23 protein-coding genes and 1 pseudogene are annotated in these 23,489 nt (G+C 70.4%); 6 read left to right on the forward strand and 18 right to left on the reverse strand.

Annotated elements, in window-relative coordinates; translation table 11 throughout:
- The 5 genes from ACH4ZA_RS34610 to ACH4ZA_RS34630 all read right to left on the reverse strand — a co-directional run.
- On the reverse strand, positions 1 to 491 hold a 491-nt coding region (locus ACH4ZA_RS34610; protein ID WP_398433199.1), incomplete at its 3' end, for a radical SAM protein.
- A 123-nt stretch (positions 492 to 614) separates the two neighbouring features.
- The gene (locus tag ACH4ZA_RS34615; RefSeq protein ID WP_307045217.1) at positions 615 to 1,070 is read right to left on the reverse strand and encodes an Lrp/AsnC family transcriptional regulator; all 456 of its coding nucleotides are present in this window, start codon (positions 1,068 to 1,070) and stop codon (positions 615 to 617) included.
- Between the two features lie 68 nt (positions 1,071 to 1,138).
- Entirely contained in the window at positions 1,139 to 1,801 is a 663-nt protein-coding gene (locus ACH4ZA_RS34620; protein ID WP_319280341.1) for a UbiX family flavin prenyltransferase, read from the reverse strand.
- A gap of 66 nt (positions 1,802 to 1,867) precedes the next feature.
- On the reverse strand, positions 1,868 to 2,773 hold the full coding sequence (mqnP, locus tag ACH4ZA_RS34625; protein WP_398433200.1) for a menaquinone biosynthesis prenyltransferase MqnP: 906 nt from the start codon (positions 2,771 to 2,773) through the stop codon (positions 1,868 to 1,870).
- Complete coding sequence (locus ACH4ZA_RS34630; protein ID WP_398433202.1) at positions 2,770 to 4,227, reverse strand: menaquinone biosynthesis decarboxylase; 1,458 nt, start codon at positions 4,225 to 4,227, stop codon at positions 2,770 to 2,772. The genes mqnP and ACH4ZA_RS34630 overlap by 4 nt, the downstream gene beginning before the upstream one ends.
- 87 nt (positions 4,228 to 4,314) lie before the next feature.
- On the opposite strand from ACH4ZA_RS34630, the gene ACH4ZA_RS34635 reads away from it, so the two are divergent.
- Positions 4,315 to 4,710 (forward strand): PLD nuclease N-terminal domain-containing protein, encoded by a 396-nt coding sequence (locus ACH4ZA_RS34635; RefSeq protein ID WP_398433203.1) that lies wholly within the window; start codon positions 4,315 to 4,317, stop codon positions 4,708 to 4,710.
- On the opposite strand, the pseudogene ACH4ZA_RS34640 reads toward ACH4ZA_RS34635, so the two are convergent.
- Both ACH4ZA_RS34640 and ACH4ZA_RS34645 read right to left on the reverse strand, forming a co-directional pair.
- Positions 4,697 to 4,807: pseudogene (locus ACH4ZA_RS34640) on the reverse strand (DUF397 domain-containing protein); the annotation flags it as partial. The gene ACH4ZA_RS34635 and the pseudogene ACH4ZA_RS34640 overlap by 14 nt on opposite strands.
- Positions 4,779 to 5,702 (reverse strand): Scr1 family TA system antitoxin-like transcriptional regulator, encoded by a 924-nt coding sequence (locus ACH4ZA_RS34645; RefSeq protein ID WP_398433204.1) that lies wholly within the window; start codon positions 5,700 to 5,702, stop codon positions 4,779 to 4,781. The pseudogene ACH4ZA_RS34640 and the gene ACH4ZA_RS34645, both read right to left, overlap by 29 nt.
- A gap of 116 nt (positions 5,703 to 5,818) precedes the next feature.
- Here ACH4ZA_RS34645 and ACH4ZA_RS34650 point away from each other — a divergent pair, with 116 nt between their 5' ends.
- Positions 5,819 to 6,412 (forward strand): hypothetical protein, encoded by a 594-nt coding sequence (locus ACH4ZA_RS34650; protein ID WP_398433205.1) that lies wholly within the window; start codon positions 5,819 to 5,821, stop codon positions 6,410 to 6,412.
- Here ACH4ZA_RS34650 and ACH4ZA_RS34655 read toward each other — a convergent pair.
- The 5 genes from ACH4ZA_RS34655 to ACH4ZA_RS34675 all read right to left on the reverse strand — a co-directional run bounded on the left by ACH4ZA_RS34655 (position 6,376) and on the right by ACH4ZA_RS34675 (position 10,947).
- Positions 6,376 to 8,262, reverse strand: a complete 1,887-nt coding sequence (locus ACH4ZA_RS34655; protein ID WP_398433206.1) for an ATP-binding protein — start codon at positions 8,260 to 8,262, stop codon at positions 6,376 to 6,378. The genes ACH4ZA_RS34650 and ACH4ZA_RS34655 overlap by 37 nt on opposite strands.
- Before the next feature lie 26 nt (positions 8,263 to 8,288).
- On the reverse strand, positions 8,289 to 8,465 hold the full coding sequence (locus ACH4ZA_RS34660; RefSeq protein WP_319280272.1) for a hypothetical protein: 177 nt from the start codon (positions 8,463 to 8,465) through the stop codon (positions 8,289 to 8,291).
- Positions 8,466 to 8,610: 145 nt separating this feature from the next.
- The gene (locus ACH4ZA_RS34665) at positions 8,611 to 9,618 is read right to left on the reverse strand and encodes a 2-oxoglutarate and iron-dependent oxygenase domain-containing protein (RefSeq protein WP_319280274.1); all 1,008 of its coding nucleotides are present in this window, start codon (positions 9,616 to 9,618) and stop codon (positions 8,611 to 8,613) included.
- 16 nt (positions 9,619 to 9,634) lie between these two features.
- On the reverse strand, positions 9,635 to 10,096 hold the full coding sequence (locus ACH4ZA_RS34670) for a nucleoside deaminase (RefSeq protein WP_398433208.1): 462 nt from the start codon (positions 10,094 to 10,096) through the stop codon (positions 9,635 to 9,637).
- Positions 10,097 to 10,188: 92 nt separating this feature from the next.
- The gene (locus ACH4ZA_RS34675; RefSeq protein ID WP_398433209.1) at positions 10,189 to 10,947 is read right to left on the reverse strand and encodes a MerR family DNA-binding transcriptional regulator; all 759 of its coding nucleotides are present in this window, start codon (positions 10,945 to 10,947) and stop codon (positions 10,189 to 10,191) included.
- A 226-nt stretch (positions 10,948 to 11,173) separates the two neighbouring features.
- Here ACH4ZA_RS34675 and ACH4ZA_RS34680 point away from each other — a divergent pair, with 226 nt between their 5' ends.
- The 4 genes from ACH4ZA_RS34680 (at position 11,174) to ACH4ZA_RS34695 (ending at position 17,027) form a co-directional block, all read left to right on the forward strand.
- Positions 11,174 to 11,848, forward strand: coding sequence for a hypothetical protein (locus tag ACH4ZA_RS34680; protein ID WP_398433210.1), 675 nt, complete (start codon positions 11,174 to 11,176; stop codon positions 11,846 to 11,848).
- Between the two features lie 132 nt (positions 11,849 to 11,980).
- Positions 11,981 to 14,173, forward strand: coding sequence for a hypothetical protein (locus tag ACH4ZA_RS34685; RefSeq protein ID WP_398433211.1), 2,193 nt, complete (start codon positions 11,981 to 11,983; stop codon positions 14,171 to 14,173).
- A complete protein-coding gene (locus ACH4ZA_RS34690) occupies positions 14,173 to 15,789 on the forward strand; it encodes an ABC transporter substrate-binding protein (protein WP_398433213.1) in 1,617 nt (538 codons plus the stop codon). Before ACH4ZA_RS34685 ends, ACH4ZA_RS34690 begins: the two co-directional genes overlap by 1 nt.
- Positions 15,790 to 15,842: 53 nt before the next feature.
- Positions 15,843 to 17,027, forward strand: a complete 1,185-nt coding sequence (locus tag ACH4ZA_RS34695) for an IS701 family transposase (RefSeq protein WP_398433214.1) — start codon at positions 15,843 to 15,845, stop codon at positions 17,025 to 17,027.
- Between the two features lie 185 nt (positions 17,028 to 17,212).
- Here ACH4ZA_RS34695 and ccsB read toward each other — a convergent pair whose 3' ends face one another.
- The 6 genes from ccsB to ACH4ZA_RS34725 form a co-directional block, all read right to left on the reverse strand.
- A complete protein-coding gene (gene ccsB, locus ACH4ZA_RS34700; protein WP_319280282.1) occupies positions 17,213 to 18,346 on the reverse strand; it encodes a c-type cytochrome biogenesis protein CcsB in 1,134 nt (377 codons plus the stop codon).
- A complete protein-coding gene (locus tag ACH4ZA_RS34705) occupies positions 18,343 to 20,073 on the reverse strand; it encodes a cytochrome c biogenesis protein ResB (protein ID WP_319280284.1) in 1,731 nt (576 codons plus the stop codon). The genes ccsB and ACH4ZA_RS34705 overlap by 4 nt, the downstream gene beginning before the upstream one ends.
- 3 nt (positions 20,074 to 20,076) lie before the next feature.
- Entirely contained in the window at positions 20,077 to 20,850 is a 774-nt protein-coding gene (locus tag ACH4ZA_RS34710) for a cytochrome c biogenesis CcdA family protein (protein ID WP_398433215.1), read from the reverse strand.
- Position 20,851: 1 nt separating this feature from the next.
- Positions 20,852 to 21,454 carry a TlpA family protein disulfide reductase gene (locus ACH4ZA_RS34715; protein ID WP_398433216.1) on the reverse strand — a complete coding sequence of 201 codons (603 nt, stop codon included), beginning with the start codon at positions 21,452 to 21,454 and terminating at the stop codon, positions 20,852 to 20,854.
- Between the two features lie 66 nt (positions 21,455 to 21,520).
- Entirely contained in the window at positions 21,521 to 22,837 is a 1,317-nt protein-coding gene (locus ACH4ZA_RS34720; protein WP_319280344.1) for a hypothetical protein, read from the reverse strand.
- Positions 22,838 to 23,014: 177 nt separating this feature from the next.
- A complete protein-coding gene (locus tag ACH4ZA_RS34725) occupies positions 23,015 to 23,434 on the reverse strand; it encodes a hypothetical protein (RefSeq protein WP_319280288.1) in 420 nt (139 codons plus the stop codon).
- Positions 23,435 to 23,489: the final 55 nt, after the last annotated feature.

Genomic DNA, 23,489 nt, shown 5'->3' on the forward strand with positions numbered 1-23,489 from the left:
AGCTCGTCCAGGATCTCCGACGCCGACAGCCCGGAGATCGTCTCGAAGTGGTGGATCTCCGTCGCCGTGAACGCCTTGAGCGAGACGTTCGGCAGGGCCGCCTTCAACTCGCGCAGCGAGCGCGGGTAGTAGCGCCACGGCAGGTTCGGGTGCAGGCCGTTGACGATGTGCAGCTCGGTGAGGTTCTCGCCCTCCATCGCCTTGGCGAGCTTCACCGCCTCCTCGATGCGCATCGTGTACGCGTCCTTCTCCCCCGGCTTGCGCTGGAAGGAGCAGTAGGCGCACGACGCCGTGCACACGTTGGTCATGTTGAGGTGGCGGTTGACGTTGAAGTGCACCACGTCGCCGTTCTTGCGGGTGCGCACCTCGTGCGCGAGCCCGCCCAGCCACGCCAGGTCGTCCGACTCGTACAGGGCGACGCCGTCCTCGCGGGTCAGCCGCTCACCGGCCCTGACCTTCTCCTCCAGCTCGCGCTTGAGCCCGACGTCCATGCCCACACCTTTCACCGACGACCTACCGACGACCTACCGACGACTTCCCGCCGGTTCCCTGCCGGCCCGACTACCCCGCCGGCCCGGCTTCCTGCCGACCCGACCCACCGTACGTCTTCGCCCCTACACCTCTTCGGGCAGCTCCCCGACGCGGTTCTCCCACTTCGTGGAGAGCACGATGGTGGTACGGGTGCGGGACACGCCCTTGGTCCCGCTGAGCCGGCGGATGATCTTCTCCAGACCGTCGACGTCCGTGGCCCGCACCTTGAGCATGAACGAGTCGTCGCCGGCGATGAACCAGCAGTCCTCGATCTCGCTCAGGTCCTTGAGCCGGGCCGCCACGTCCTCGTGGTCGGCGGCGTCGGACAGCGAGATGCCGATGAGGGCGATGACGCCGAGGCCCAGCTGGGCGGAGTTCACGGTGGCGCGGTAGCCGGTGATGACGCCGGCCGCCTCCAGCCGGTTGATGCGGTCGGTGACACTGGGTCCCGACAGGCCGACGAGGCGTCCCAGCTCCGCGTACGAGGCCCGGCCGTTCTCCCGGAGGGCCTGGATGAGCTGCCTGTCCACCGCGTCCATGCGAATCGAAGCCTTCCGATCAAGATTCCTGAAGAGATGAGAGGTACTGCGACTTGCTCAGACGGCCCTCATGAGGCCCGGGTTCCGGCCGCGCCGCCCAGATCGCCGTCCCACCGGCGGTAGAGCCCGTGCGCGACCCCCGCCGCGTCGAGTACGCGCCCGGCGACGAAGTCGACCAGGTCCTGGATGTGGGTGGCCCCCGCGTAGAACGCGGGCGAGGCGGGCACGACGCTCGCGCCGGCGTCGTCCAGCGCGACCAGATGGCGCAGTGTCTGCCCGTTCAGCGGGGTCTCGCGCACGGCGACGACGAGCGGCCGCCGCTCCTTGAGCGTGACGCTCGCGGCCCGCTGGAGAAGGTCCTTCGACAGTCCGAGGGCGACCCCGGCGACGCACGCCGTCGAGGCGGGGACGATCAGCATCCCCTTGACGGGATACGACCCGGAGGAGGGGCCGGCGGCGAGATCCCCCGCGCTCCAGTGCCGCACCCGGTCGCCGCTGACGTCCGCGTCGAACGCGCCCGGCTTCCCGTCGGCCCCGCGCGCGAGCCATTCCCGCAGGTCGTCCCGCCAGTGCGCGTCCCGGAAGGAGATCCCGGTCTCGTCGAGCAGGGTGAGTCGCGAGGCCCGGCTGACCACCAGATCCACGCTCTCGCCCGCGGCGAGCAGCGCACGCAGCACAGCGGCGGCATAGGGCGTACCGGACGCCCCGGACACCCCCACGATCCAAGGCACGCGCTGCGTTTCTCCTGCGTTCACACCTTGAGCGTACCGGTGGGCGGAAAGGTCTTCAGGACTGGACTACACCGTGAGCCCGCGCACCATCAGGTCGGCGAGCGCACAGACGAACAGGCTGATGCCGATGAACCCGTTCGTCGAGAAGAACGCCCTGTTCAGCCGGGACAGGTCGTGCGGCTTCACGATCGAGTGCTCGTACACGAACGCGCCCGCGACGATCAGCAGCCCCAGCCAGAAGAACGCGCCGGCACCGGTGGCCAGCGCGTACCAGACGAGCAGCGCGGTCGTCACGGCGTGGCAGACGCGCGCGCTCTTGATCGCCGCCGGGATGCCGAAGCGGGCCGGGACGGACATGACGCCGGTCTCCCGGTCGGTCTCGACGTCCTGGCAGGCGTAGATCAGGTCGAAGCCGCCGATCCAGACGCCGACGGCGAGACCGAGGACGACCGCGTCCCAGGACCACTCGCCGGTGATCGCCAGCCAGCCGCCGATCGGCCCCATCGCCTGCGCCAGACCCAGGATGGCCTGCGGGAAGTTCGTGAACCGCTTGCCGTAGGGGTAGACGACCATCGGGACGACGGCGATGGGGGCGAGGGCCAGGCAGAGCGGGTTCAGCATGGCCGCCGAGCCGAGGAAGACGGCGACGGCGATCAGCGCGCCGGTCCACGCGTGCTTCACCGACATCGCGCCCGTCACCAGCTCGCGCTGCGCGGTGCGCGGGTTGCGGGCGTCGATCTCGCGGTCGATGATCCGGTTGACGGCCATGGCGAAGGTGCGCAGGCCCACCATGCAGACGGTGACCAGCAGCAGCCTGCCCCAGTGGATGTTGCCGTCCAGCTCGAACATCGCCGTCAGCGCGGCGATGTACGCGAAGGGCAGCGCGAACACGGAGTGCTCGATCATCACCAGGCGCAGGAAGGCCTTCGTGCGCCTCGGCTGCTGCGGGAGCGCTGCGGAAGCGGAGCTCACAGCCCGTACTCCTTCCAGCGGCGGTCGACCTTGGCCGCCGTCTCCGGGTCGGAGAGGACCATCTCGGGCCAGCCTCCGTCGCGCGTGTACCCCTCCTCGGGCCATTTCCGCGTCGCGTCGATGCCCGCTTTGCCGCCCCAGAACTGCTGGTAGGACGCGTGGTCGAGATGGTCGACGGGGCCCTCGACGACCGACAGGTCGCGGGCGTAGTCCGTGTTGCCGAGCGCCCGCCAGGCGACCTCGTGCAGGTCGTGGACGTCGCAGTCGGCGTCGACGACCACGATCAGCTTGGTCAGGGACATCATGTGCGCGCCCCAGACCGCGTGCATGACCTTCTGCGCGTGCTTGGGGTACTTCTTGTCGATCGAGACGATCGCGCAGTTGTGGAAGCCGCCGGCCTCGGGCAGGTGGTAGTCCACGATGTCCGGAACGATGATCTTGAGGAGGGGGAGGAAGAACCTCTCCGTGGCGCGGCCGAGCGGGCCGTCCTCCGTCGGCGGCCTGCCCACCACGATCGACTGCAGCAACGGCCGTTTGCGCATCGTCACACAGTCGATCTTCAGGGCGGGGAACGGCTCCTGCGGCGTGTAGAAGCCGGTGTGGTCGCCGAAGGGGCCCTCCGGGAGCATCTCGCCCGGCTCCAGCCAGCCCTCGATCACGACCTCCGCCTGCGCCGGCACCTGCAGCGGCACGGTCTTGCAGTCGACCATCTCGATCCGCTTGCCCGCGATGAAGCCGGCGAAGAGGTACTCGTCGATGTCGCCGGGGAGCGGGGCGGTGGAGGCGTACGTCACGGCGGGCGGGCAGCCGAAGGCGATCGCCACGGGCAGCTTCTCGCCCTTGCGGGCGGCCACCTGGTAGTGGTTGCGGCTGTCCTTGTGGATCTGCCAGTGCATGCCGATCGTGCGCTTGTCGTGCCGCTGCAGGCGGTACAGGCCGAGGTTGCGGATGCCGCTCTCGGGGTCCTTGGTGTGGGTCAGGCCCAGGTTGAAGAAGGAGCCGCCGTCCTGCGGCCAGGTGAAGAGGGCCGGCAGCTCGTCGAGGTCGACGTCGTCGCCGTACAGGACGACCTCCTGGACAGGTGCATCCTGGGTCTTCACCTTCTTCGGCGGCACGTGCGTCATCGCGCCGAGCTTGCCGAAGGCCTCGCGCACGCCCACGAAGCCCTGCGGCAGCTCGGGCCGCAGCAGCCCGCCGATCTTGTCGCTGATGTCCGCGTACGACTTCAGCCCGAGGGCCTTCAGCAGCCGCCGGTCGGTGCCGAACACGTTCATCGCGAGGGGCATGCTCGACCCCTTCACGTTCTCGAAGAGCAACGCGGGGCCGCCGGACTTCTGGACCCGGTCGACGATCTCCCCGACCTCCAGATACGGATCGACCTCGGCTTTGACGCGCTTGAGGTCGCCTTCGCGTTCCAGTGCCCTGAGCAGGGAACGAAGATCGTCGTAAGCCATGTGTCCCAGTATCGGCCACCCGCTACCCTGACCCCGTCACCGGGGCCGCCCCAGCTCCGCCACCCTCTGTTGAAGGAACCTGCCACCATGCTCAGGTATCTGCCGTTCCTGCTGGTCCTGGCACTGTGGATCTACGCCTTCATCGACTGCCTGAACACCCCCGAGGAGGAGGTGCGCGGGCTGCCGAAGGTGATCTGGGTGATCATCATCCTGCTCTTCGGCGAGGTGCTCGTGGGCCCGGTCGCCTGGCTGGTGGCCGGAAAGACGCGGCACGCGCCGGCGGGCGGCTCCACGCCGTCGCAGTGGCACCGCAACCAGCGCACGGAGTTCGTCGCGCCGGACGACAACCCCGAGTTCCTCAAGTCCCTGAAGGACGAGAACAACAAGGACGAGAAGCTCCTCAAGGACTGGGAGGCCGACCTGCGCCGCCGCGAGGACGAGCTGAAGCGCCGCGAGTCGGGCGAGGAGCCTACGGAAGGCTGACGGCGTCCACGAACGCGGCCCAGGCGCTCCGCGCGACGACGATCACCGGACCGTCGGCCACCTTGCTGTCACGGACGGGGACGACGGACGTGAATCCGGGGGCGACTTCTAGGCAGTTGCCGCCGTTCTCGCCGCTGTAGCTGCTCTTGATCCAGGTCGTCGCGCTGAGTTCGAACCTGTTCATGGTGGCCGTACCCCTCCATCGCGTCGCTGATCAGAACGACGGACTCGCGGGCCGACAGAGCGTCCGCCCTGAGCACATCATAGGTGCGGCTATGGCTGGCGAAGACGGCCGGATCGTCGTTGAAATGGCCGCGATCCACCGACTCCGAGTACACCCATCGGTGACCATTGGGCAGCTCGATCAGCGACATCGACACATTGGGCCGCAAAAGCTCCGGGAAGTCCGCCGGGGCCACCTGAACGCGGATATTGGCACGTCGGCCGGCCTCTAAAAGATGCGCGCACTGGTCCCGCATGATCGCCGCACCCCCCACGACGTGGCGCAGGCAGCTTTCGTCCAGTACGACGACGTACAACGGACCGTCTTCAGCCAGGAACCGCTGCTGTCGACTCAGCCTAGCCCGTACGCGCTCCTCTACTTCACGGCCGCTCGTCACGCGTGAGAACAGAGCGTGCGCATACTCCGGGGTCTGCAACATGCCTGGCATCACGCGTTCTTGGTACTCCCAGAGCGACACCGCCTCCGCGTCCATCTCCGCCCGGCGCTTGAACCAGTCCGGATGCTCCACCTGTGGATACCAGTCCACCCGGACCCACAGGCGGCCCAACGCCCCTCCCGTGGTGAGCACTTCGTCGCACTTCTTCGCGAACGGCTCCTGCGGGACCCGTGTCCCCGCCTCCACCCGCGCCACCAACGACCGGTCGCACGGGATCGCCTTCGCCAGTCCGTCCTGCGTCAGCAGGGCCCCCTCGCGGAAGTGGCGCAGCAGCTCGCCGAACAGGGCGGCGTTGGTGGTCACGGTCGTCATCCCCTCTGTGACAGGAGTCCGTTGGCACGCGTCGGGCATTGATACGCACCATGCCCTCGCGCGACGCTCGACACACCCAGAGTCACGACGTCGGTACGGAGAGGGCACGGACGAGCATGACCGAAAGCACCGAGAACCAGTTCGAAACCGGAGCGGTCGTCTACGACTCCGCCTCGGGCAACGTCGGCGAGTACCGCGGCACAGCGGGCCCCTACGCGCTGCTGCGTCCGGTCGGCGGCGGCCGGGAGTGGGAGACACGACCGGAGTCGCTGCGTCCGGCCACCCCCGGCGAACGCCTCGGCGCGGGCGTCCGCGCGGCCAACTCCCGCTCGTCCCAGCATGCGCAGGAGCCCCCCGTCCCCGTCCGCGACTGTGCGGCCTGCGCCGATCTGGCCGGGCTTCGCGACGACGCCCGCGCCCGGCACGACGGCAGCGCCGAGACCGACGCGGACGTCCTGCTCCGCCGCCACCAACGGCGATACCACGCACCGCTGCTGGGGCTGGAGGAGTACGAGCCCGCGCCGAATGCCTCGGATGGGGTGGAGTACGAGACGTCGTGCACCGAGTGCGCGGCCGGGTCCGGAGCCCGGCGGCGGCCCGCCGACGTGGAGGAGTGGCAGCGGGGGCACGCCCGGGACACCGGGCACGCCCGCTACCGCCGCACCGTCGCCGACTACGCGGTGTGCGGGCTCCAGGCACCGGTGCCGTGAGTGTCCGGGCGGTCGCGGTCGACGTGCTGGATCGACAGCATGATCAGGGCGGTGACGCCGCCCCAGTCGGACGGACGCAGCTGGACCCGGAAACCGTACTGTTCGCAGACGCGGCGCACCACGAAGAGGCCCATGCGCTGGGAGGTCCCGGCGTCCGGAGCTGCCCGCAGGTCGGTCAGCCTCGCGTTGACGTCGTGGAAGTCCTCGGGAGAGAGGCCGAGTCCCCGGTCATGGATCTCCAGCAGGACACGGCCGTCCGGCAGCAGGTGGCCGGTGACACGCACCTCGGTGTTCGGCGGAGAGAACGCGGCGGCGTTCTCCAGCAACTCGGCCAGCAGGTGGACAAGGCCGCTCGCGGCGACGCCGCGGATCTCGACTCCTGGAAGACCGGACAGATCGAAGCGCTCGTACTGTTCCACCTCGAAAGAGGCGGCGCGGACCACGTCGACAAGGGGGACGCCACGGTCCCCGTATCGGCCGGACACACCACCGGCGAGAAGCTGGAGGGTCTCGCTGATGCGCCCCAGACGGGTGGCCAAGTGGTTCAGGCGGAAGAGCCCCTCCAGTTGATCGGCGTCCGCATCCGGGCGGCGCAGCTGGAAGACCACATCCAGCTGCGCTTCGATGAAGGCCTTCTGGCGACGGGCCATACTGCCGAAGACCGCGCGGAGCGACGCTTGCTCGGCGGCGATGCGAACCGTCCGAAGATGGAGCCGGTCGAACGCCCGGGCGACCTCCCCGATCTCGTCCTTGGTCTGGATGCCGATCGACTTGACGGTGGTGTCGACGTCGGCCGAGTCGGCTGGGGAGATGTGCTGGACCATTGCGGGCAGCCTGACGTCGGCGACCTCGATCGCCGCGTCCCGTAGCTGGCGCAGTGCCGCCGACCTCGTGACGACCGAGGGCCGGATCCTGGTCACCCGGTTGGTGGCCTCTTCGATGATCTCTCTGGCCTGGGCCTCCGCCTCCAGGCGCAGCCGCTCGGCGTCCCGCCGGGCCCCTTCGAGGTCCACGCGACGCTCTGCCGCGACGCCCTCCGCATTCGCCGCGCGCAAACGCTCCTCGACGACCCGCCTCTCCAGCCGTTCGCGTTCCGCCGACTCCTCGACGGCGACGAGCTCCGCCTCCAGTTCCCCACAGCGCGCCCTAGCCGCATCGCGTTCCCGGACCGCTTCGGCAAGCGCCGCCTCCAGTTCCGCGATCCTCTCCCGCAGGTGCTCGCCGCGGACCTCGAGATCGGCCTTCTGGCGGCGGTACAGGTCCAGCTCCGACCCGAGCTCCCGCTGCTCACGCGCACAGGCGATTTCGAGCTCCTTCATACGCGACTTGAGCGCGTCCAGCTGTTCCCTGTGGCGGGACAGGTTCCCTTCGAGGTCGTGGATGCGCAGTTCGGCGTCCTCCTGCCTCAGCACCGCGTCCTCCAGCCTGTCGCTCGCCATCTGCTCGCGGTACCTGGCGGGCTGATCGGCCATCAGGGCCTCGCGGTACCGCTGATACAGATGTGCCTGCAGATCGGCGGTGACCTCCCACCCGTTCCGCTCGCAGGCCGACTTCATGAGGACGTCGAGGAACTGCTTGTCGGGAATGCGGTCACCCTTGAGGTAGCGGGAGACCGAGGGCGCGCTGAAATGATGGCGAGCGGCGAACACACGCAGACTCAGCCGCGTCGCCTTGAAAAGGCCGCGCATCGCGAGAACCAGGTCCCGCGTCTCCTGCGAAAGGTCGGGGCGCAACGACTGGAAGCCCTTGAGGTGCTCCACGTCGCCGAAGGACGGCTCCCCGTCGTCGAACTCCTGCTCCCCCACAGACCGTCCCGCCTCTCGGTGCCCCTGGTCGTCATTGATTCCCACCTCCTGCGCTCCTTCCACCTCCAGGGTCAGTCGATCAGACCGTTGAAGAACGGCACGGCGAGACCGAAGCCCGCCGCACCCGTCAGGACGGCCTGTGCGGTGCTCAGCCCGGTCAACCCGGTCAGGACGCCCGCGCCGATGCCGCACAGGACCGCGAGCAGGAAGATCAGCGCCGAGCGAGTGGTGAGCAACGTACGGTTCACGACAGCCTCCTTGGATGCCTCGACAAGTGGCTCCAGCGTGGCGAGGACCAAGGGTGTTGCGGAACGGAAACACCGACTGTTTCCGCAGGTGGAAACAGGAGTCGCGGTAGGGGACAGCTGTTTCCGGCCGGAAACGGGGCGGAGTTCAGTCGACCGTGATCGAGTCCAGCTTCTCGCGCAGGTAGACGTGCGAGTCGACCGGTTCGTACGCCACCCGGCCGACCGGGGCGGGCACCGACTCCACGAGCGTCCCCGGTGTGCACTCGCCGAAGTAGACGAGGGACATCAGCTCCTCGCCGGGCTCGTCGGCCGGGGGCGGCAGGACCCGGTGCCGGCCGGAGCGCCACCGGTCGCCGGTCCAACGGGCCAGCAGATCACCGACGTTGACGGTGAAGGCGGCCGGGTCGAAAGGCGCGTCCTCCCAGCCGCCGTCGTCCGTCCAGACCTGGAGACCGCCCTTGCCGGCCTGCCGGTCGAGGATCGTGACGGTGCCGAAGTCGGTGTGCGGGCCGATGCGGAACTGACCGGGCTGCGGCTCGCCGACGACGTCCGTCCCCGGATACCAGTTGATGTTGAAGCCGTAGGTGGGATGGTCCATGTGGCGGGAGAAGAAGTCCGGTTCCAGGCCCAGGGCCTCGCCGAGCAGGGACAGCAGCTCCTTCTCCAGCCCGGCCATCCGCTCCAGGTACTCCTCGCACAGCGCCCGCAGCCGCGGGGTCTGCGCGGGCCAGACGTTCGGCGCGTACCACTCGGCGTTGACCACCGGGTCGTCGAAGGGCTCATGGGTGGCGAAGGTCAGGGACTCCTTCAGGTCGGGAGGCGTCTCGGTGCCCTCCGCGTAGCCGTTGGCCTCCGCGCCGGGGCCCAGCCAGCCGCGTCCGCCCACCTTCGCGGCGTACGGCTGCTTGGCCTCCGCGGGGAGGGTGAAGAACGCCCGGGCGGCCTCCCGGAGGCGGGCGCGCAGCGAGAGGTCGACGCCGTGCCCGGTGATCAGCAGGAAGCCGACGGTCTGCAGGGCCTCGTCGACGGTGCGGGCGATCGCTGCGCGGGTGCCGGGGTCGCCGTCCAGCCAGGGCCGCAGGTCGATGGTGGGGATGCGCGGAATCCGCCGGGCGGCGGGATCGCTCGCGGCATCACGCACAGAATCACTCACGGGATCGCTCACGAAGTCACTCACCGATGTCCTCGTTCCACAGGGCCGGGTTCCGGGCGATGAAGTCGCGCATCATCGCGACGCACTCGGCGTCGTCCAGCAGCACGATCTCCACACCGTGCTCCGCCAGCCAGTCGTGGCCGCCCCGGAAGGTCGTCGCCTCTCCGACGACCACCCGGGAGATGCCGAACTGGCGGACCAGACCCGAGCAGTACCAGCACGGGGAGAGGGTCGTGACCATCGTCGTGCCGCGGTACGACCGCTGCCGGCCCGCCGCCCGGAAGGCGGCCGTCTCGGCGTGCACGGAGGGGTCGCCGTCCTGGACGCGGCGGTTGCGGCCGCGGCCGAGGAGCGCGCCGTCAGGGCCGTACAGGGCGGCGCCCACCGGGATGCCGCCCTCGGCGAGACCGGCGCGGGCCTCGGCGACGGCGGTGGCCAGCCAGGTCCGGGCCGTGGGCCGATCCAGAAGGTGATCCATGCGTTCATGCTGCTGCGGCGGACGGCCGGGGGCAACGCCGCATCACTCGTGCGGGACGCCGGACGCCCGATCCTCCCGGTGTCGTGACCGCACTACGTGACCGGACCGGACCGGACGTCGTCCAGGTAGTCGTGCAGACGGCCCGCTCCCGCCAGCATCGCGCGACTGCGGGCCGTCAGCGCCTCACCGCGCGCCGCGAGCGCGGACCGCAGCGCCGCCGCGCTGCCGCCCTCCAGGCGCAACTCCGCCAGCACGGGCCGGATCTGCGCGAACAGGTGGTGACCGCGGCGCAGGCTGTGCACGATCCGCGCGTCCCGCACCTCCGCGGGACCGTAGACCCGGTACCGGGTCCCGCGCTCGCGCGGCGGACTGACCAGCCCGGCCGCCTCCCACACGCGCAGCGTCGACGTCCGCACCCCGAGCAGTCGGGCCACCTCCCCGATCCGCAGCCCGGAGGACGCGACGGCCCCGGGGGATCCGGCAGGTCCGGGCGCTCCCGCGCGACCGGGGGCCTCCCGGGCCAGCGCCTCCAGGGCCTCTCCGGTCGCCCGCAGGGCGGTGCGCTCCCGGTGCAGTTCGGCGTGCGCCTCGTCGACGAGGGCGAGCGCCGCCGCGACGTCCCCCTCGTGGACGGTCCGCATGATCCGGGCCGCCGTCACCGGCCCGTATCCCTTCACCAGCGCCCGGTACGCCAGCAGCGCCTGCCGGTGCGCGGCCCCGAAGACGCGGTATCCGGACTCGGTGCGCTCCGCCTCGGGCAGCACCCCCACCTCCTCGTAGTTGCGGATCTGCTGCGTGGACAGCCCCGCGAGCCGGGCGAGGTCGACGGTGCGCAGCCGGCGATGGGTCATCCTGAACGGCTCCCGGGCGAGGAGGTGACGACGTGAGGAGGTGAGGAGGTGAGGAGGTGAGGAGGTGAGGAGGTGACACCGTACGTGTTCCGCAGGCGGCCCGCGGCCGGTCCGGGACGGGGCGGGCCACCGGATGACCGGAACCGGCCCCACCGCGGATCCGCGGCCCGGTCGAGGCAACCCCGGGCCGTGCGGACCTCTCTCACCGTGCAAAGGGGGACATCGGATGAAGATCGTGACGACTCGGTACGCGGCCATCGCCGCGCTGCTCGCCTGCTGCTGCCTGCCGCTGACCGCCTGCGGCACGGAACGCGCGGGGACGCATGCGGCGGGCTCCCGGTCCGCAGGGGGATCGTCCGCGGGGGACGAGACGAGCGACGACGGCGGGGAGAACCTCCCCGACACCACCTCCGACGACCAGGGCTCCGGCCCCGACACCACGACCGACGACCAGGGCGCACTCCCGGACACGACCTCCGACGACCAGGGCACCCTGCCGGACACGACCTCCGACGACCAGGGCGCGCTCCCGGACACCACGTCCGACGACCAGGGCGACGGCCGTTTCGCGGGCGACATGACGGCAGACGGCAAGAGGGTGCCGACGGAGGGTCCGCACCGCTGGTTCCCGATGCTCCGCGAGTTCCGCTCCTACCTCGGGGCGGGCCTCCCGAAGGAGGACGCCGCAGTCGCAGCCCACGTGACGGGCGTCCATGTCCGCGTGCCCGCGGGCACCGACCGCAGAGTGGCCGTCGTCAACGTCGACTACGGCGTGTGGGAGCAGGCGGGGGTCGACCGCACCGCGCGGGTCTTCGCCCGCTGGCGGCTCGCCGTGTACGGCGACCACGGCCGTGTGCAGGTCCTCGGCTCGGGGAAGACCACCGCCGAACTGGACTGGTGACCGACGGCACCTGAGTCCGGTACCGCCGCCGCGTGAGCGCCCTTTCGTGGCCCGAGGGACACCACGCGATCTGGCGGATATCAACTCCCTCTCCTTACCCTTGCGTTGGGGACCGGCCCTGGGGGAGGTACGGTGCACAGACGGTTGTACGGGCGGGGCGCGCTGTTCGACGTCGATCCGCCCGGTCTCGTGGCGCGGCTGGTCGGGATCCGTCCCTACGAGCTGCACGCGGAGAAACTCGAACATCCGGGCGGGCCACCGCTGTTGGTGCTGGCGGGCGGCCGGGGACTGGGCAAGAGCGCGGTGCTGGCCGAGCTGTGGGACGCCTACACGGGCCGCACCCGCCGGGGCGAGGCCCGCAGGCGCACGCCGGTCGCGTTGATCGACTGCGAGGACGAGCAGTTCGCCCGCCCGCCGCACGAGGAGAGCCCCGAGTCCTGGTCACCGGTGTGGCAGGCGCTGCTGGTGGTCGCCGAGCAGCTGACGGAGCCGGTGCGGGCGGCCGGGCAGCTCACGTTCCCGCGACTGACGGCCGGGCTGGTCGCCGTACGGGCCAGCGACTGGAGCGGACGGACCGACTCCGACCGCATCCGGCGGGAGCTGGTGCGCATCCTGCTGCTGAACGAACGGGCCTCGCGGTTCACCCTGGCCGGGCGGTGGGCGGCGAAGGTGGCGTCGAAGGTGATCGCGGCGGCGAGCGGCGGGGGCCCGTTCGTCGCGGCGACCGTCGAGGCCACCCTGGAGGCGCTGTCCGAGGGGGTCACGCACCGCAAGGAGCAGAAGCCGGCCACCTGGTACCGCGGCTATCCGAACGCGGGCGGCAACGCCAAGCGCGGTCTGCTGCTGCTCGCCGGGAACTTCCGGGCGGGCGGCACCTCGCGCGAGCACGCCGAGCGCTGGCTGGTACGGGCGCTGCTCGCCGACCTGGCCGAGGCGTACTCGGGGCTCGGTTCGCATCTGACCCGTCTCGGCCGGCCGCTGGTGCTGCTGGACAACGCGGGCGGCGGTCCGGGGCCGGGCCTGCTGGACGCCGTCCTGAGGGACCGGGCGGACGGGGTCGCCGACCAGGTGGTGTGGGTGGCGACGGTGCGCGGCCCGGACCACCCGGCGCTGGGCGACGCCGTACGCCGCACCCTGCCGCAGGTCGCCCGGACCACGGACTGGGAGCCGGGCGGCACGCCGTCCTCGCGGGCGCTGGTGGTGCCGCTGCCGCCGCTCTCCCCCGACGACACCCTGCACATGGTCGGCGCGGTCTGCGACGACGTCGAACCGCCGCCCCGGTTTCCGCACGCCACCCACCGGCTGACCGGCGGCAACCCGCTCGGCATCGCGCTGCTCGCGACCGCCGCCCGGCAGCACCCGGAGCAGGCGGCGTCGCTGGGACGGCTGCTCACCGCGAGGATCGGGCCGGAGGAGGGGCAGGCCGACGAGGGCCGGCCCGTCTACGCCGAGCTGCTTGCCCGGCTGGCCCCCGCCAGCCGGCTCGAGGAGCTGACGGTCCTCGCGGCGGCCCACGGCCACGCCTCCGCCACGGCCCTCGCACAGGCCCGGCTCCCCGAGGACTTCGGCTCGTCGGGCGTGCGGGCGCTGCGGATCCGGCTGGCCGAGGAGGGGATCCCGGACGAGACCGGGCACTTCGTCGGCGACCCGTTCCTGCGCACCCTGCTGCTGCTCCGGCTGCACCACCGGCAGGCCGACCACACCGGGTGGCGCGAGACGCACGAGACGATGATCGCCCACTTCGCGACGGGCCTGGGCTTCCGGACCCCGAGTCCCGGCGTGGACGCCTTCCGCCTGTACCACCGGCTCGCCCTCGGGGACACCGCCGACGCGGTCGCCCACCTGCGGGACACGTTCCCGGTCCTCGCCACCCGCGCCTGGCTGCTGACGCTCCGGCTGCTGGGCACCGCGCCCTACTTCCACGCGCACGACACGCAGGGACGGGACGCGGACGGGCACGAGGACCGGCGCTCGGCGGTCGCGCTGGGCCGCACCGACGCCGGAGAGGAGCCGCCCGAGGGTGCCGACCGGGCCCTTCATCTGCGGGTACGGCGGCTGCTGCACGCGGTCTGGCAGGTGTCCGACCCACTGGTGCTGCCGGATCAACGGGTGTGCGAGCGGCTGGAGTTCGAGCTGCGCCAGCTGTCCGATCTGCGGCCTGCCGGGGGCGCGCTGCTGTTCGCGGCATCCCGGGCGTGGCCCCGCGACGCCCTCGCCGGCCGCCCGCTGCGGATTCCGGAGGAGGACGGCGACACGGACGGCGACGGAAACGGCAGTGGCGGGAACGGACCGGACGACGGCGGCGACGGGGACGGGGAGGCGTGATGGCGGACGGAGTCAGAAGCCCGCTGGTGCGGTGGCTTCGGGAGATCTGGGAGATCCGGCTCCACCGCTATCTGGCGCTGCTGCTCACGGCCGCCGCGGTGACCGGGCTGGTCTTCGCCGTGCGGGCGGTCACCGCGGAGCACCGGGCGTGCGCGCCGGGCGTGGCCCGTCCGCCCGGCAGCGACGAGTGCGTGGGCGTGGCCACGGACGCGTTCGACTTCGGGCACCCGCAACTGCGTGACGCGGTGAAGGCGATCGACCGGGAGAACAGCCGCCTGAAGGCGGGCGGTTACGTCACGGTCGCCCTGATGCTGCCGTACACCGCCACCACCCCCTCGACGCTCAGCGACATCCAGCACGAGGTGCAGGGGGCGTACCTGGCGCAGTGGCAGGCCAACCACACCTCCAACGGGCAGGCCCCGGCGATCCGTCTGGTGCTCGCCAACCCCGGCGCGACCAGCGCCCACTGGGAGACGATGGTCGACCGGCTGGAGCGGATGGCGCGGGGCGAGGACCGGCTGAGGGCGGTGGTGGGGGTCGGCCAGAGCACCGACGCCAACAAGAAGGCGGTGGCGGAGCTGACCCGGCGGGGCATCCCGGTGGTCGGCGCGTCCATCACCGCCGACGACCTCGCCAACGGGCAGAACGGCAGGGACCCCTTCCCCGGACTGGCCCGGGTGGCCCCCACCAACACCGACGAGGCGCGCGCCCTGGCCTCGTTCGCCAAGGTCGACGCCGCACGGGCGCTGCTGGTGTACGACAAGCCCGGCGACCCGTACACGCGCACGCTGCAGACGTCGTTCGCCGCGCTGCTCAAGGGCTCGCCCTACGAGCCGCAGCCCTTCACCCCGCCCGCCGACCGGACGCAGGAGGGCACCACCGCGAACACCTTCCGGCAGATCACGCATCTGGTGTGCGACACCTCGGCGGGCACGGACACGATCCTGTTCGCCGGGCGGCACACCCAGCTGCGGCAGTTCGTCAACGCGCTGGGCACCCGCGGCTGCCAGGACCGGAGGTTCACCGTGCTGACCGGCGACGAGGGCTCGTACCTGTCCGGCGACAAGAAGCTGGACCGCACCGCCCTCACCCACAACCTGTCGGTCCGGTACACCGCCCTCGCCCACCCGGACGCCTGGACGACGTCCCCCGCGGGGCCGGGCGGCTCCGCGGGGGACGCGAAGGTCCTCACCGACCTCCTCGCCCGCAGCGCCCGGGCGCCGGTCGGCCCGATCGGCGAGGTCGCCTTGGAGGACGGTCAGCTGATCATCGGCTACGACGCGATGACGCTGGCCGTCCACGGCATCCGCGAGGCCACCCCGGAGGGCGGGACGGCTCCGCCCCTCGCGGACGTCGGCCTGCAGTGGCCGCAGGTCAAGGGCTCACTGCGGGTGAACGGGGCGAGCGGCTGGATCTGCCTGGACGTGCACGGCAACCCGTACGACAAGGCCGTCCCGATCGTCGAACTGCACGCCGACGGCGGCTCCCGCTTCGTAAGGCTCGCCTGGCCGGAGGGGAAACCGCCGTCGAAGGAGTGCCTGCCGGCCGTCAAGGGAGCCCGACCCGCCGTGCCGTCCCGGCCCGCCGAACCACCGGCGACCGGAGCGCCGGGCTAGTACTGCAACGGTGCTTGCCGTGACTGCTGGCCAGCTCGTTCGTTGGTGTGGTTATGGGTGGGGACCTTGCTGAAGTCAGGTTGTGGGCCGGAGAGCTGGACGTACTGCATGAGCGGTTCGTGCACCGGTTCAACCGGGAGGAGCCGCGTCAGTCGGCGCTTGCTTATATGCGGGGGCTGGTTGCGCCGCTGGAGCGGAAGAACGGCTGGACGCTGGCGGAGGAGGCCGGTCACGCGGGCCCCGATCGCATCCACCGGCTGCTGAACCGGATCGAGTGGGATGCCGACGAGGTCCTGGACGACGTGCGCGACTACGTGGTGGAAAACCTCGGAGACCGGGACGCCGTGCTGATCGTCGATGACACCGGCTTTTTGAAGAAGGGCGTCCGCTCGGCCGGCGTGCAAAGGCAGTATTCGGGCACAGCCGGCCGAACGGAGAACTGCCAGATCGGTGTGTTCCTCGCCTACGCCACCGGCCGCGGACGCACTCTGATCGACCGCCGTCTGTATCTGCCCACCTCCTGGACGGACGACCGGGACCGCTGCCGCCGGGCCGGCATCGACGACAGTGTCGCCTTCGAGACGAAGGTGGTCATGGCCAAGGCGATGGTCCGCCGGGCAATCGCCGACAAGGTCCCGTTCAGTTGGGTGACGGCGGACGCCGCCTACGGCTACAGCAAGGGCTGGCGGTTCGAGCTTGAGCAGGCGGACGTCTTCCACGTCATGGCCACCACCCGGCACGACACCGTCGTCACCCGCTGGTCCGTCGATCACCCCGTCCACGACCTGTTTCCCGGCCTGCCACGGCAGAAATGGAAGCGCCGTTCCTGCGGTGAAGGAGCCCATGGCCGGCGGATCTTCGACTGGGCCCGCGTCGAAGTGAGGCCCTGGCACCGGGAGGACCGCCGGCACTGGGTTCTCGCCCGCCGCAGCGTCAGCAGGCCCGAGGAGATCTCCTACTACGTCGCCTACTGTCCCGCCGACACGACGCTGGACGAGCTGATCCGCATCGCGGGCAGCCGATGGGCAGTCGAGGAATGCTTCCAGACCGCCAAGCAGGAATGCGGCCTGGACGACTACCAGGTCCGCCGCTACCCGGGCTGGCACCGCCACATGACCCTGGCCATGGCCGCCCACGCCTGCCTGACCGTCCTGCGGGCCCGCCAGCTGGACATGGACAAAGCAGAAACGGATCCTCCCAGCTCATCCACCTCAGCCTCGCCGAAATCCGACGCCTGATCCACCGCCTCACCGACCGTCGGCCAGAACCGGTCGAGCACATTCTGCGATGGTCAACGTGGCGTCGACGACGCCAATATCAAGCCCGCCTGAGTCACTACAAACGACGCGGACACAGCCCCTGAAAACTGCCCAGCACTCAGAACAAGCACCGTTGCAGTACTAGGGCGTACGCGACCGCCCGCTCAGAAGGTGATGCCGGTCAGTGCGCCCAGGGATTTCACCTCGGCGTAGGAGTGCTTGCCGGAGATGAAGATGTTGACGCCGTAGTAGTTGAACAGCCAGCAGCCGAAGGCGAGGAGGGCCAGGTAGGCGGCCTTGCGGCCCTTCCAGCCGGCGGTGGCGCGGGCGTGCAGGTAGCAGGCGTACGCGACCCAGGTGATGAACGACCAGGTCTCCTTGGGGTCCCAGCCCCAGTAGCGGCCCCACGCGTCGCCCGCCCAGATCGCGCCCGCGATGATCGTGAACGTCCACAGGGGGAAGACGGCGGCGTTCACGCGGTAGGCGAACTTGTCGAGGGAGGCGGAGGCGGGGAGCCGGTCCAGGACCGAGTTCGCGAACCTGCCGGGCGTTCCGCCGTTCGCGAGCTTGTTCTCGTAGGCGTCCTTGAACAGGTACAGGATCGTGGCGACCGCGCCGACGTAGAACACCGCGCCGCAGAAGATCGCGGTGGAGACGTGGATGTACAGCCAGTAGGAGTGCAGCGCCGGGACCAGCTGGTCGCTCGCCGTGTAGAGGACCGTCACCGCGAGGCCCAGGTCCAGCAGGACCGTGGTGATCAGGAACAGGCCGAGCCAGCGCACGTTCTTCTTCAGCGCGAGCAGGCCGAGGTACACCCCGACGGCCACCGTGGAGAAGGTGATGTTGAACTCGTACATGTTGCCCCACGGCGCGCGCTGCACCGAGGCCGCACGGGCGATCACGCCGCCCACCTCGACCAGGAAGGCGAGCACGGTGAGGGAGATGGCGATCCGGCCGTACATGTCGCCCTGCTCGTCGCCTCCGTGCGCGCCCGGCCCGTCGGGCACGTCACGCGCGCCGGCCGCGGAGCGCACCACGACCTGCGGCCGCTCCAGGACGGCGGTGGAGCCGCCCTTCGTCACGGTGACGGCCGGCCCCTTCGCCTTCGCGTCCTGCTGGGCGGTGAGCGCGGCGGCGGTGCGGCCGACCTTGCTGCGGCTGCCGAGGAGCCATTCGGCGATGTACGCGAAGAAGGCCAGGGTGTAGACGGCCATCGACGAGTAGATCAGCGTGTTGCTGATGCTCGCGAGATGTTCGTTGGTGGCGGCGGCCAGCTCGGTCGCGGCGGCGAGAGTCACTGCTCAGCCCCTTTTTCGGCGGGTACGACAGGGGGATCGGTGGGTTCGGGTGAGTCGGGATCGGCGTCGGGCGCGCCGGGGGCCCGGTCGTACAGGGTTGCGGCGAGAGCGCCGAGTTCCTCGGGCACCTTGGCGGACTCGCTGCGGCCGAGGCCGGCCATCTCGACGACCGTCACCCCGTCGGCCCCCCGCACGGCGCGCACCCACACCCGGCGGCGCTGGACGAACAGGGAGGCCGCGAGCCCGAAGATCGCGGTGATCGCGCCGCCCAGCGCCCAGCCGCTGCCCGGCTGCTGGGTGACCTGGAAGTTGGCCCACTGCCGGGTGCTGTCGTAGGTGACCGTGCCCGCCCCGCCGGGGAGCGTCATGGTCTCGCCGGGCTTCAGGTTCTCGCGCAGCTGCGCGTTCTTGGAGTCCTTGAACTCCTTCATATGGGCCTTGTCGAGCTGGTACACGCTCTGCGGGATGCCCGAGTTGACGCCGAGGTCGCCGTGGTACGGCGTCAGGTTCAGCACCGGGTTGCGCAGCGACGGGAACGTGGAGGCGGTCTCGCTGCCCGGCGTGTACGTCGGCAGGAAGAACGCCGAGATGCCGAGCTGCTCGCTGACGCCCCGGGCGTCGCGGTAGCCGTCGAGGACCTTGATCACGCCCGACGAGGTGACGTTGGAGTCGAGCGGCAGCAGCGGGACGGCGTCATGGAAGACGACCTTTCCCCTGCCGTCGCGGACGGTGATCACCGGGGCGTAGCCGTGGGCGGTGAGGTAGACCTTCGAGTCGTCGATCTCCAGCGGGTGGTTGACCTTGACGACGGTCTTCGCGTCCTTGCCGTACGCGCCCACACTGTAGGTGAGCGCGGCCTGGTAGGTGCGCGGGGTGCCGGTGTTGGGGCCCGAGGTCTCGTACGTGCCGGTGAACTTGTCCAGGGTGAAGCTGAACGGGTTCAGGTCGTCGGTGTCGAAGAGGTTGCCGGACTTGAAGTCGTCGTAGGAGATGAGGGTGTTGGAGAAGCCGCCGCTGCCCTCGACGAGGAGCTTGTTGCCCTCGGACTTGAAGAGCTGGCCCCAGGCGAAGGCGACCAGCATCACGATGAGGGCGATGTGGAAGGCGAGGTTGCCGACCTCGCGCAGATAGCCCTTCTCCGCGGCGACTGCGTCCCCGCTCACGTGGGCGCGGAAGCGACGCTTCTTCAGCAGGGCCAGCGCGGCCTCGCGTACCTGCTCCGGCTCGGCCGGGGTACGCCAGGTCGTGTAGGCCGGCAGCCGGGTCAGCGTCCTCGGCGCACCCGGCGGGCGGCCGCGCAGCTGGCCCACGAACTGCCAGGTGCGGGGCACGATGCAGCCGACGAGGGAGATGAACAGCAGCAGGTAGATCGCGGAGAACCACACCGAGCTGTACACGTGGAAGAGGCCGAGCCGGTCGTAGACGACCGCGAGGCTCTCGTGGGCCCGGCGGAAGTCGGCGACCTTCGTCTCGTCGTTGCCGGACTGCGGGATGAGCGAGCCGGGGATCGCCCCGAGCGCGAGCAGCAGCAGAAGCAGCAGGGCGACCCGCATGGAGGTGAGCTGACGCCAGAACCAGCGGGCCCAGCCGACGACGCCCAGGGCGGGCATGTTCGCGAGCGAGTCCGCGGGCGCGGTCGACAGCTGGGAGCCGGCGGCGCCGAGGTCCTGCTCCTCGGAGGCGGCCGGAGTCCCGTCGGGGCCGGCGTTGACCGTGCTCTTGCTCATGGCTCAGATCCCCACAGTGAAGCCGGCGGACCAGGACTGCATGTCCTGCACGATGCGGTCCCAGGCACCGGTCAGCAGCAGCAGACCGGTGACGATCATCATCGTGCCGCCGATCCGCATCACCCAGACGTAGTGGCGCTTGACCCAGCCGAAGGCGCCGAGCGCCTTGCGGAAGGCGACCGCGGCGAGCACGAACGGCACGCCGAGGCCGAGGCAGTAGGCGACGGTCAGTATGGCACCGCGGCCCGCGCTGCCCTGCTGGGAGGAGAGGGCGATGACGGAGGCGAGGGTCGGGCCGATGCAGGGCGTCCACCCGATGCCGAACAGGGCGCCGAGGAAGGGAGCGCCGACGAGCCCGGCGACGGGCCTGCGGTGGAAGCGGAACTCCCGCTGCGTCATCCAGGGCATCAGGCCCATGAAGAAGACGCCCATGAGGATCATGAGGACGCCCAGCACCTTGGACAGGACGCCCTGGTTCTCCTGGAGCGTCTGGCCGAAGTACCCGAACAGGGCGCCGCCGGAGACGAACACGGCGGTGAAGCCGAGGACGAACAGGGAGGCGCCGGCGACCATCCGTCCGCGCCGGGCCTCGGCGAGGTCGGTGCCGGTCACGCCGGTGACGTAGGACAGATAGCCCGGGACGAGCGGCAGGACGCAGGGCGAGAAGAAGGAGACGAGACCGCCGAGCAGGGCGAGCGGCAGGGCGAGCAGCAGGGCGCCGCTCATCACCGTCTGGTTCGGGTCCGTGGCGGCGGCGTACGTGGTGAGCGCGCTCACGTCACTTCTCCGCGAGGATCGGGGCGATCATCTTGCGCAGCTTCTCCTCGCTGAGCGCGGCCAGCGAGCGGGCGGCGATCTTCCCCTCCCGGTCGACGACGAGGGTGGAGGGGATGGCCTGCGGGTTGAGCGTGCCCTTGCGGAAGCGGAGGATCAGCTTGCTGCTGGGGTCGTACAGGCTGGGGTAGGTGACCCCGTACTGCTCCTCGAAGGCGAGGGCGCTGCGGACCTGGGGGTCGGCGACGTTGATGCCGACGAACTGCACGCCCTTGCCCTGGAGGTCCTTGGAGACCTTCTCGAAGTTGGGCGCCTCGGCGCGGCACGGGGCACACCAGGAGCCCCACACGTTCAGGACGACGATCTTCCCCTTGAAGGAAGCGACGTCCAGCTGCTTGCCCGCGACGGTCTCACCCGAGAGGTCCGGGACCTGCGCCCGCTCGCCCTTCTCGGCGGTGGAGATGCCGTCCTTGCCCAGGACGAAGTTGGTGCCGCCGCCCCCGCCCGACGTGCCGCCGGAGCCGCAGGCGGACAGCAGCAACGCGGCGACGAGGGCACCCGCGCCGAGGACTGCGGGGCGACGCGGACGGATCCAGGCGGCACTCATGTGAAAAGTTTCGCATGCCCGTTCTGGGGATCTTGCGCACCCCCCTTGCGGGGAGAAAACCGCATTTCAGGTGGCAGACGCGGAGGCCTTCGGGGACTTCGGGGCGGTCGGCGACTTCGGGGTCTCGGCCAGGAATGTCTTCCAGCCGCCGGCCGGCTGCTGCCCGACCTCGAGGGTGCGCAGCTTCTCGAGCACCTCCGGCTTCTGGACGTCGATCCAGTCGACGAACTGCCGGAAGGAGACGATGCGCACGTCCGCGCCCTTCTCCTTCTCGCGCGCGATGTGCTTGAAGGACTCCTCGACGGCGTCCATGTAGATGCCGCCGTTCCACTGCTCGAAGTGGTTGCCGACGAAGAACGGAGCCCGGTTCGTCTCGAATGCCCGCTTGAATCCCTGTATGTACGCCTGGGCGGACTGCTGCCGCCAGCCGGGGTAGTTGTGGGCGGGCGCCTTCGTCGAGTTGACGGACTGGTTGGCGAGCATGTTGTAGTCCATCGAGAGGACCTCGAAGCTGCGCCCCGGGAAAGGTATCTGCTGCAACGGCAGATCCCAGATCCCGCCCTTCTTCTTCGGCCACACCTGACGGCCGCCCGGCGAGGAGGCGTCGTAGCGCCAGCCGAGGGCGCGGGCGGTGGGCAGCAGGTTGTCCTGACCGAGCAGACAGGGCGTGCGTCCGCCGACGAGTTCCTTGTCGTAGTCGAAGGGCAGCGCGGGCAGGTCGGTCCAGCCGGTGTTGGTCCGCCACTCCTTCACGAACTTCTTCGCCTGGTCTATCTCGCTGCGCCACTGCGCCGGCGTCCACTTGCCGACCGAGCCGTGGCCCTCGCCGCAGAAGTGGCCGTTGAAGTGGGTGCCTATCTCGTGCCCCTCGAGCCAGGCGCGACGGACGCCCGCGAGCGTCATCTTGACGTGCTCGTCGGTGAGGTAGCCGATGTCGGAGGCGCCGCGGGGGTTGTTCGGCGGGTCGTAGAGCCGCTTCTTCGACTCGGGCAGCAGATACAGCCCGGACAGGAAGAAGGTCATGCTCGCGCCGTGCGCCTTGGCGAGATCGAGGAAGCGGTCGAAGAGTCCGTTACCGACCTCGCCCGCGCCGTCCCAGGAGAAGACGACGAACTGCGGCGGCTCCTGGCCGGGTTGCAGCGGCACCGGCTTGGCCGGCTGATGGGGCTGCTTGCCGGTGAAGGACGTGGAGCCGTCGCCGAGGGGGCGGGCGTCGGCCTTCGGGCGGGGGCTGCCGGAACCGCCGCCCTTGGCGCCCTTCTTCGCGTCACCGGCGGGGGAAGGGTCGTCCGAACTCGTGAGGCTGCCACAGCCGGCGAGTCCGGCGACTGCCGCGGCTCCGGCCCCGAGTCCGATGGCTCCCCTTCGGGTGATCGTGCGCATGGCGTCCTCGTTCATCAGATCCTCTGGTGGTCACCCATTCAGAGGACATGATGAACGGTGAGGTTCCTCTCGATCACGTCGATCTGGCAACAAATGTCACGAACGTGTCATGAGCAACGGCGAGGGTTCGCGGAAACAGGCGACGGGCGGTGGGCGCGCCACCGCCCGCCCGCCGGTTCAGCGGACCTGGTCAGAGATGTTTTTCACGACGTACCGCTGCGGGGCGCCGCAGGCGGCCTTCGACGTCTTCCTGATGCCGACCCACGGGCCGTACACCTTCCAGTTCCTGCCGGTGATGCCGTCTTCGCACGTCACCACGACGCGCACCTGGCCGGTGCCGCTATAGCAGATCACGGATCCCCAGTTCGGGGTCGGATTGATCTCGTCGGTGCCGTGCTGACACACCTCCGGCGTGGCGCTCGCGGCGGTCGCGCCCGCGATCGGCACGGCGACGGCGATGCCGGCCAGCACCAGCGGCGTCATGGCGAGCGACGCCAGCTTCTTCATCTTCATGACTTCTTCCCCCCTTCTGGCTGCCTGCCGGTCCAGCAGGCAGCCGGGACCGGGCCCATGGAACACGGCCGCGGCGACGGTCACGGAGGACGCTACCCAAGATCCAACAGGCATGTCCATGCCCTTTGGCAGGGCCTGG

Origin of the sequence: Streptomyces sp. NPDC020597 (assembly GCF_044335095.1) — a bacterium.
Lineage (GTDB): Bacteria > Actinomycetota > Actinomycetes > Streptomycetales > Streptomycetaceae > Streptomyces.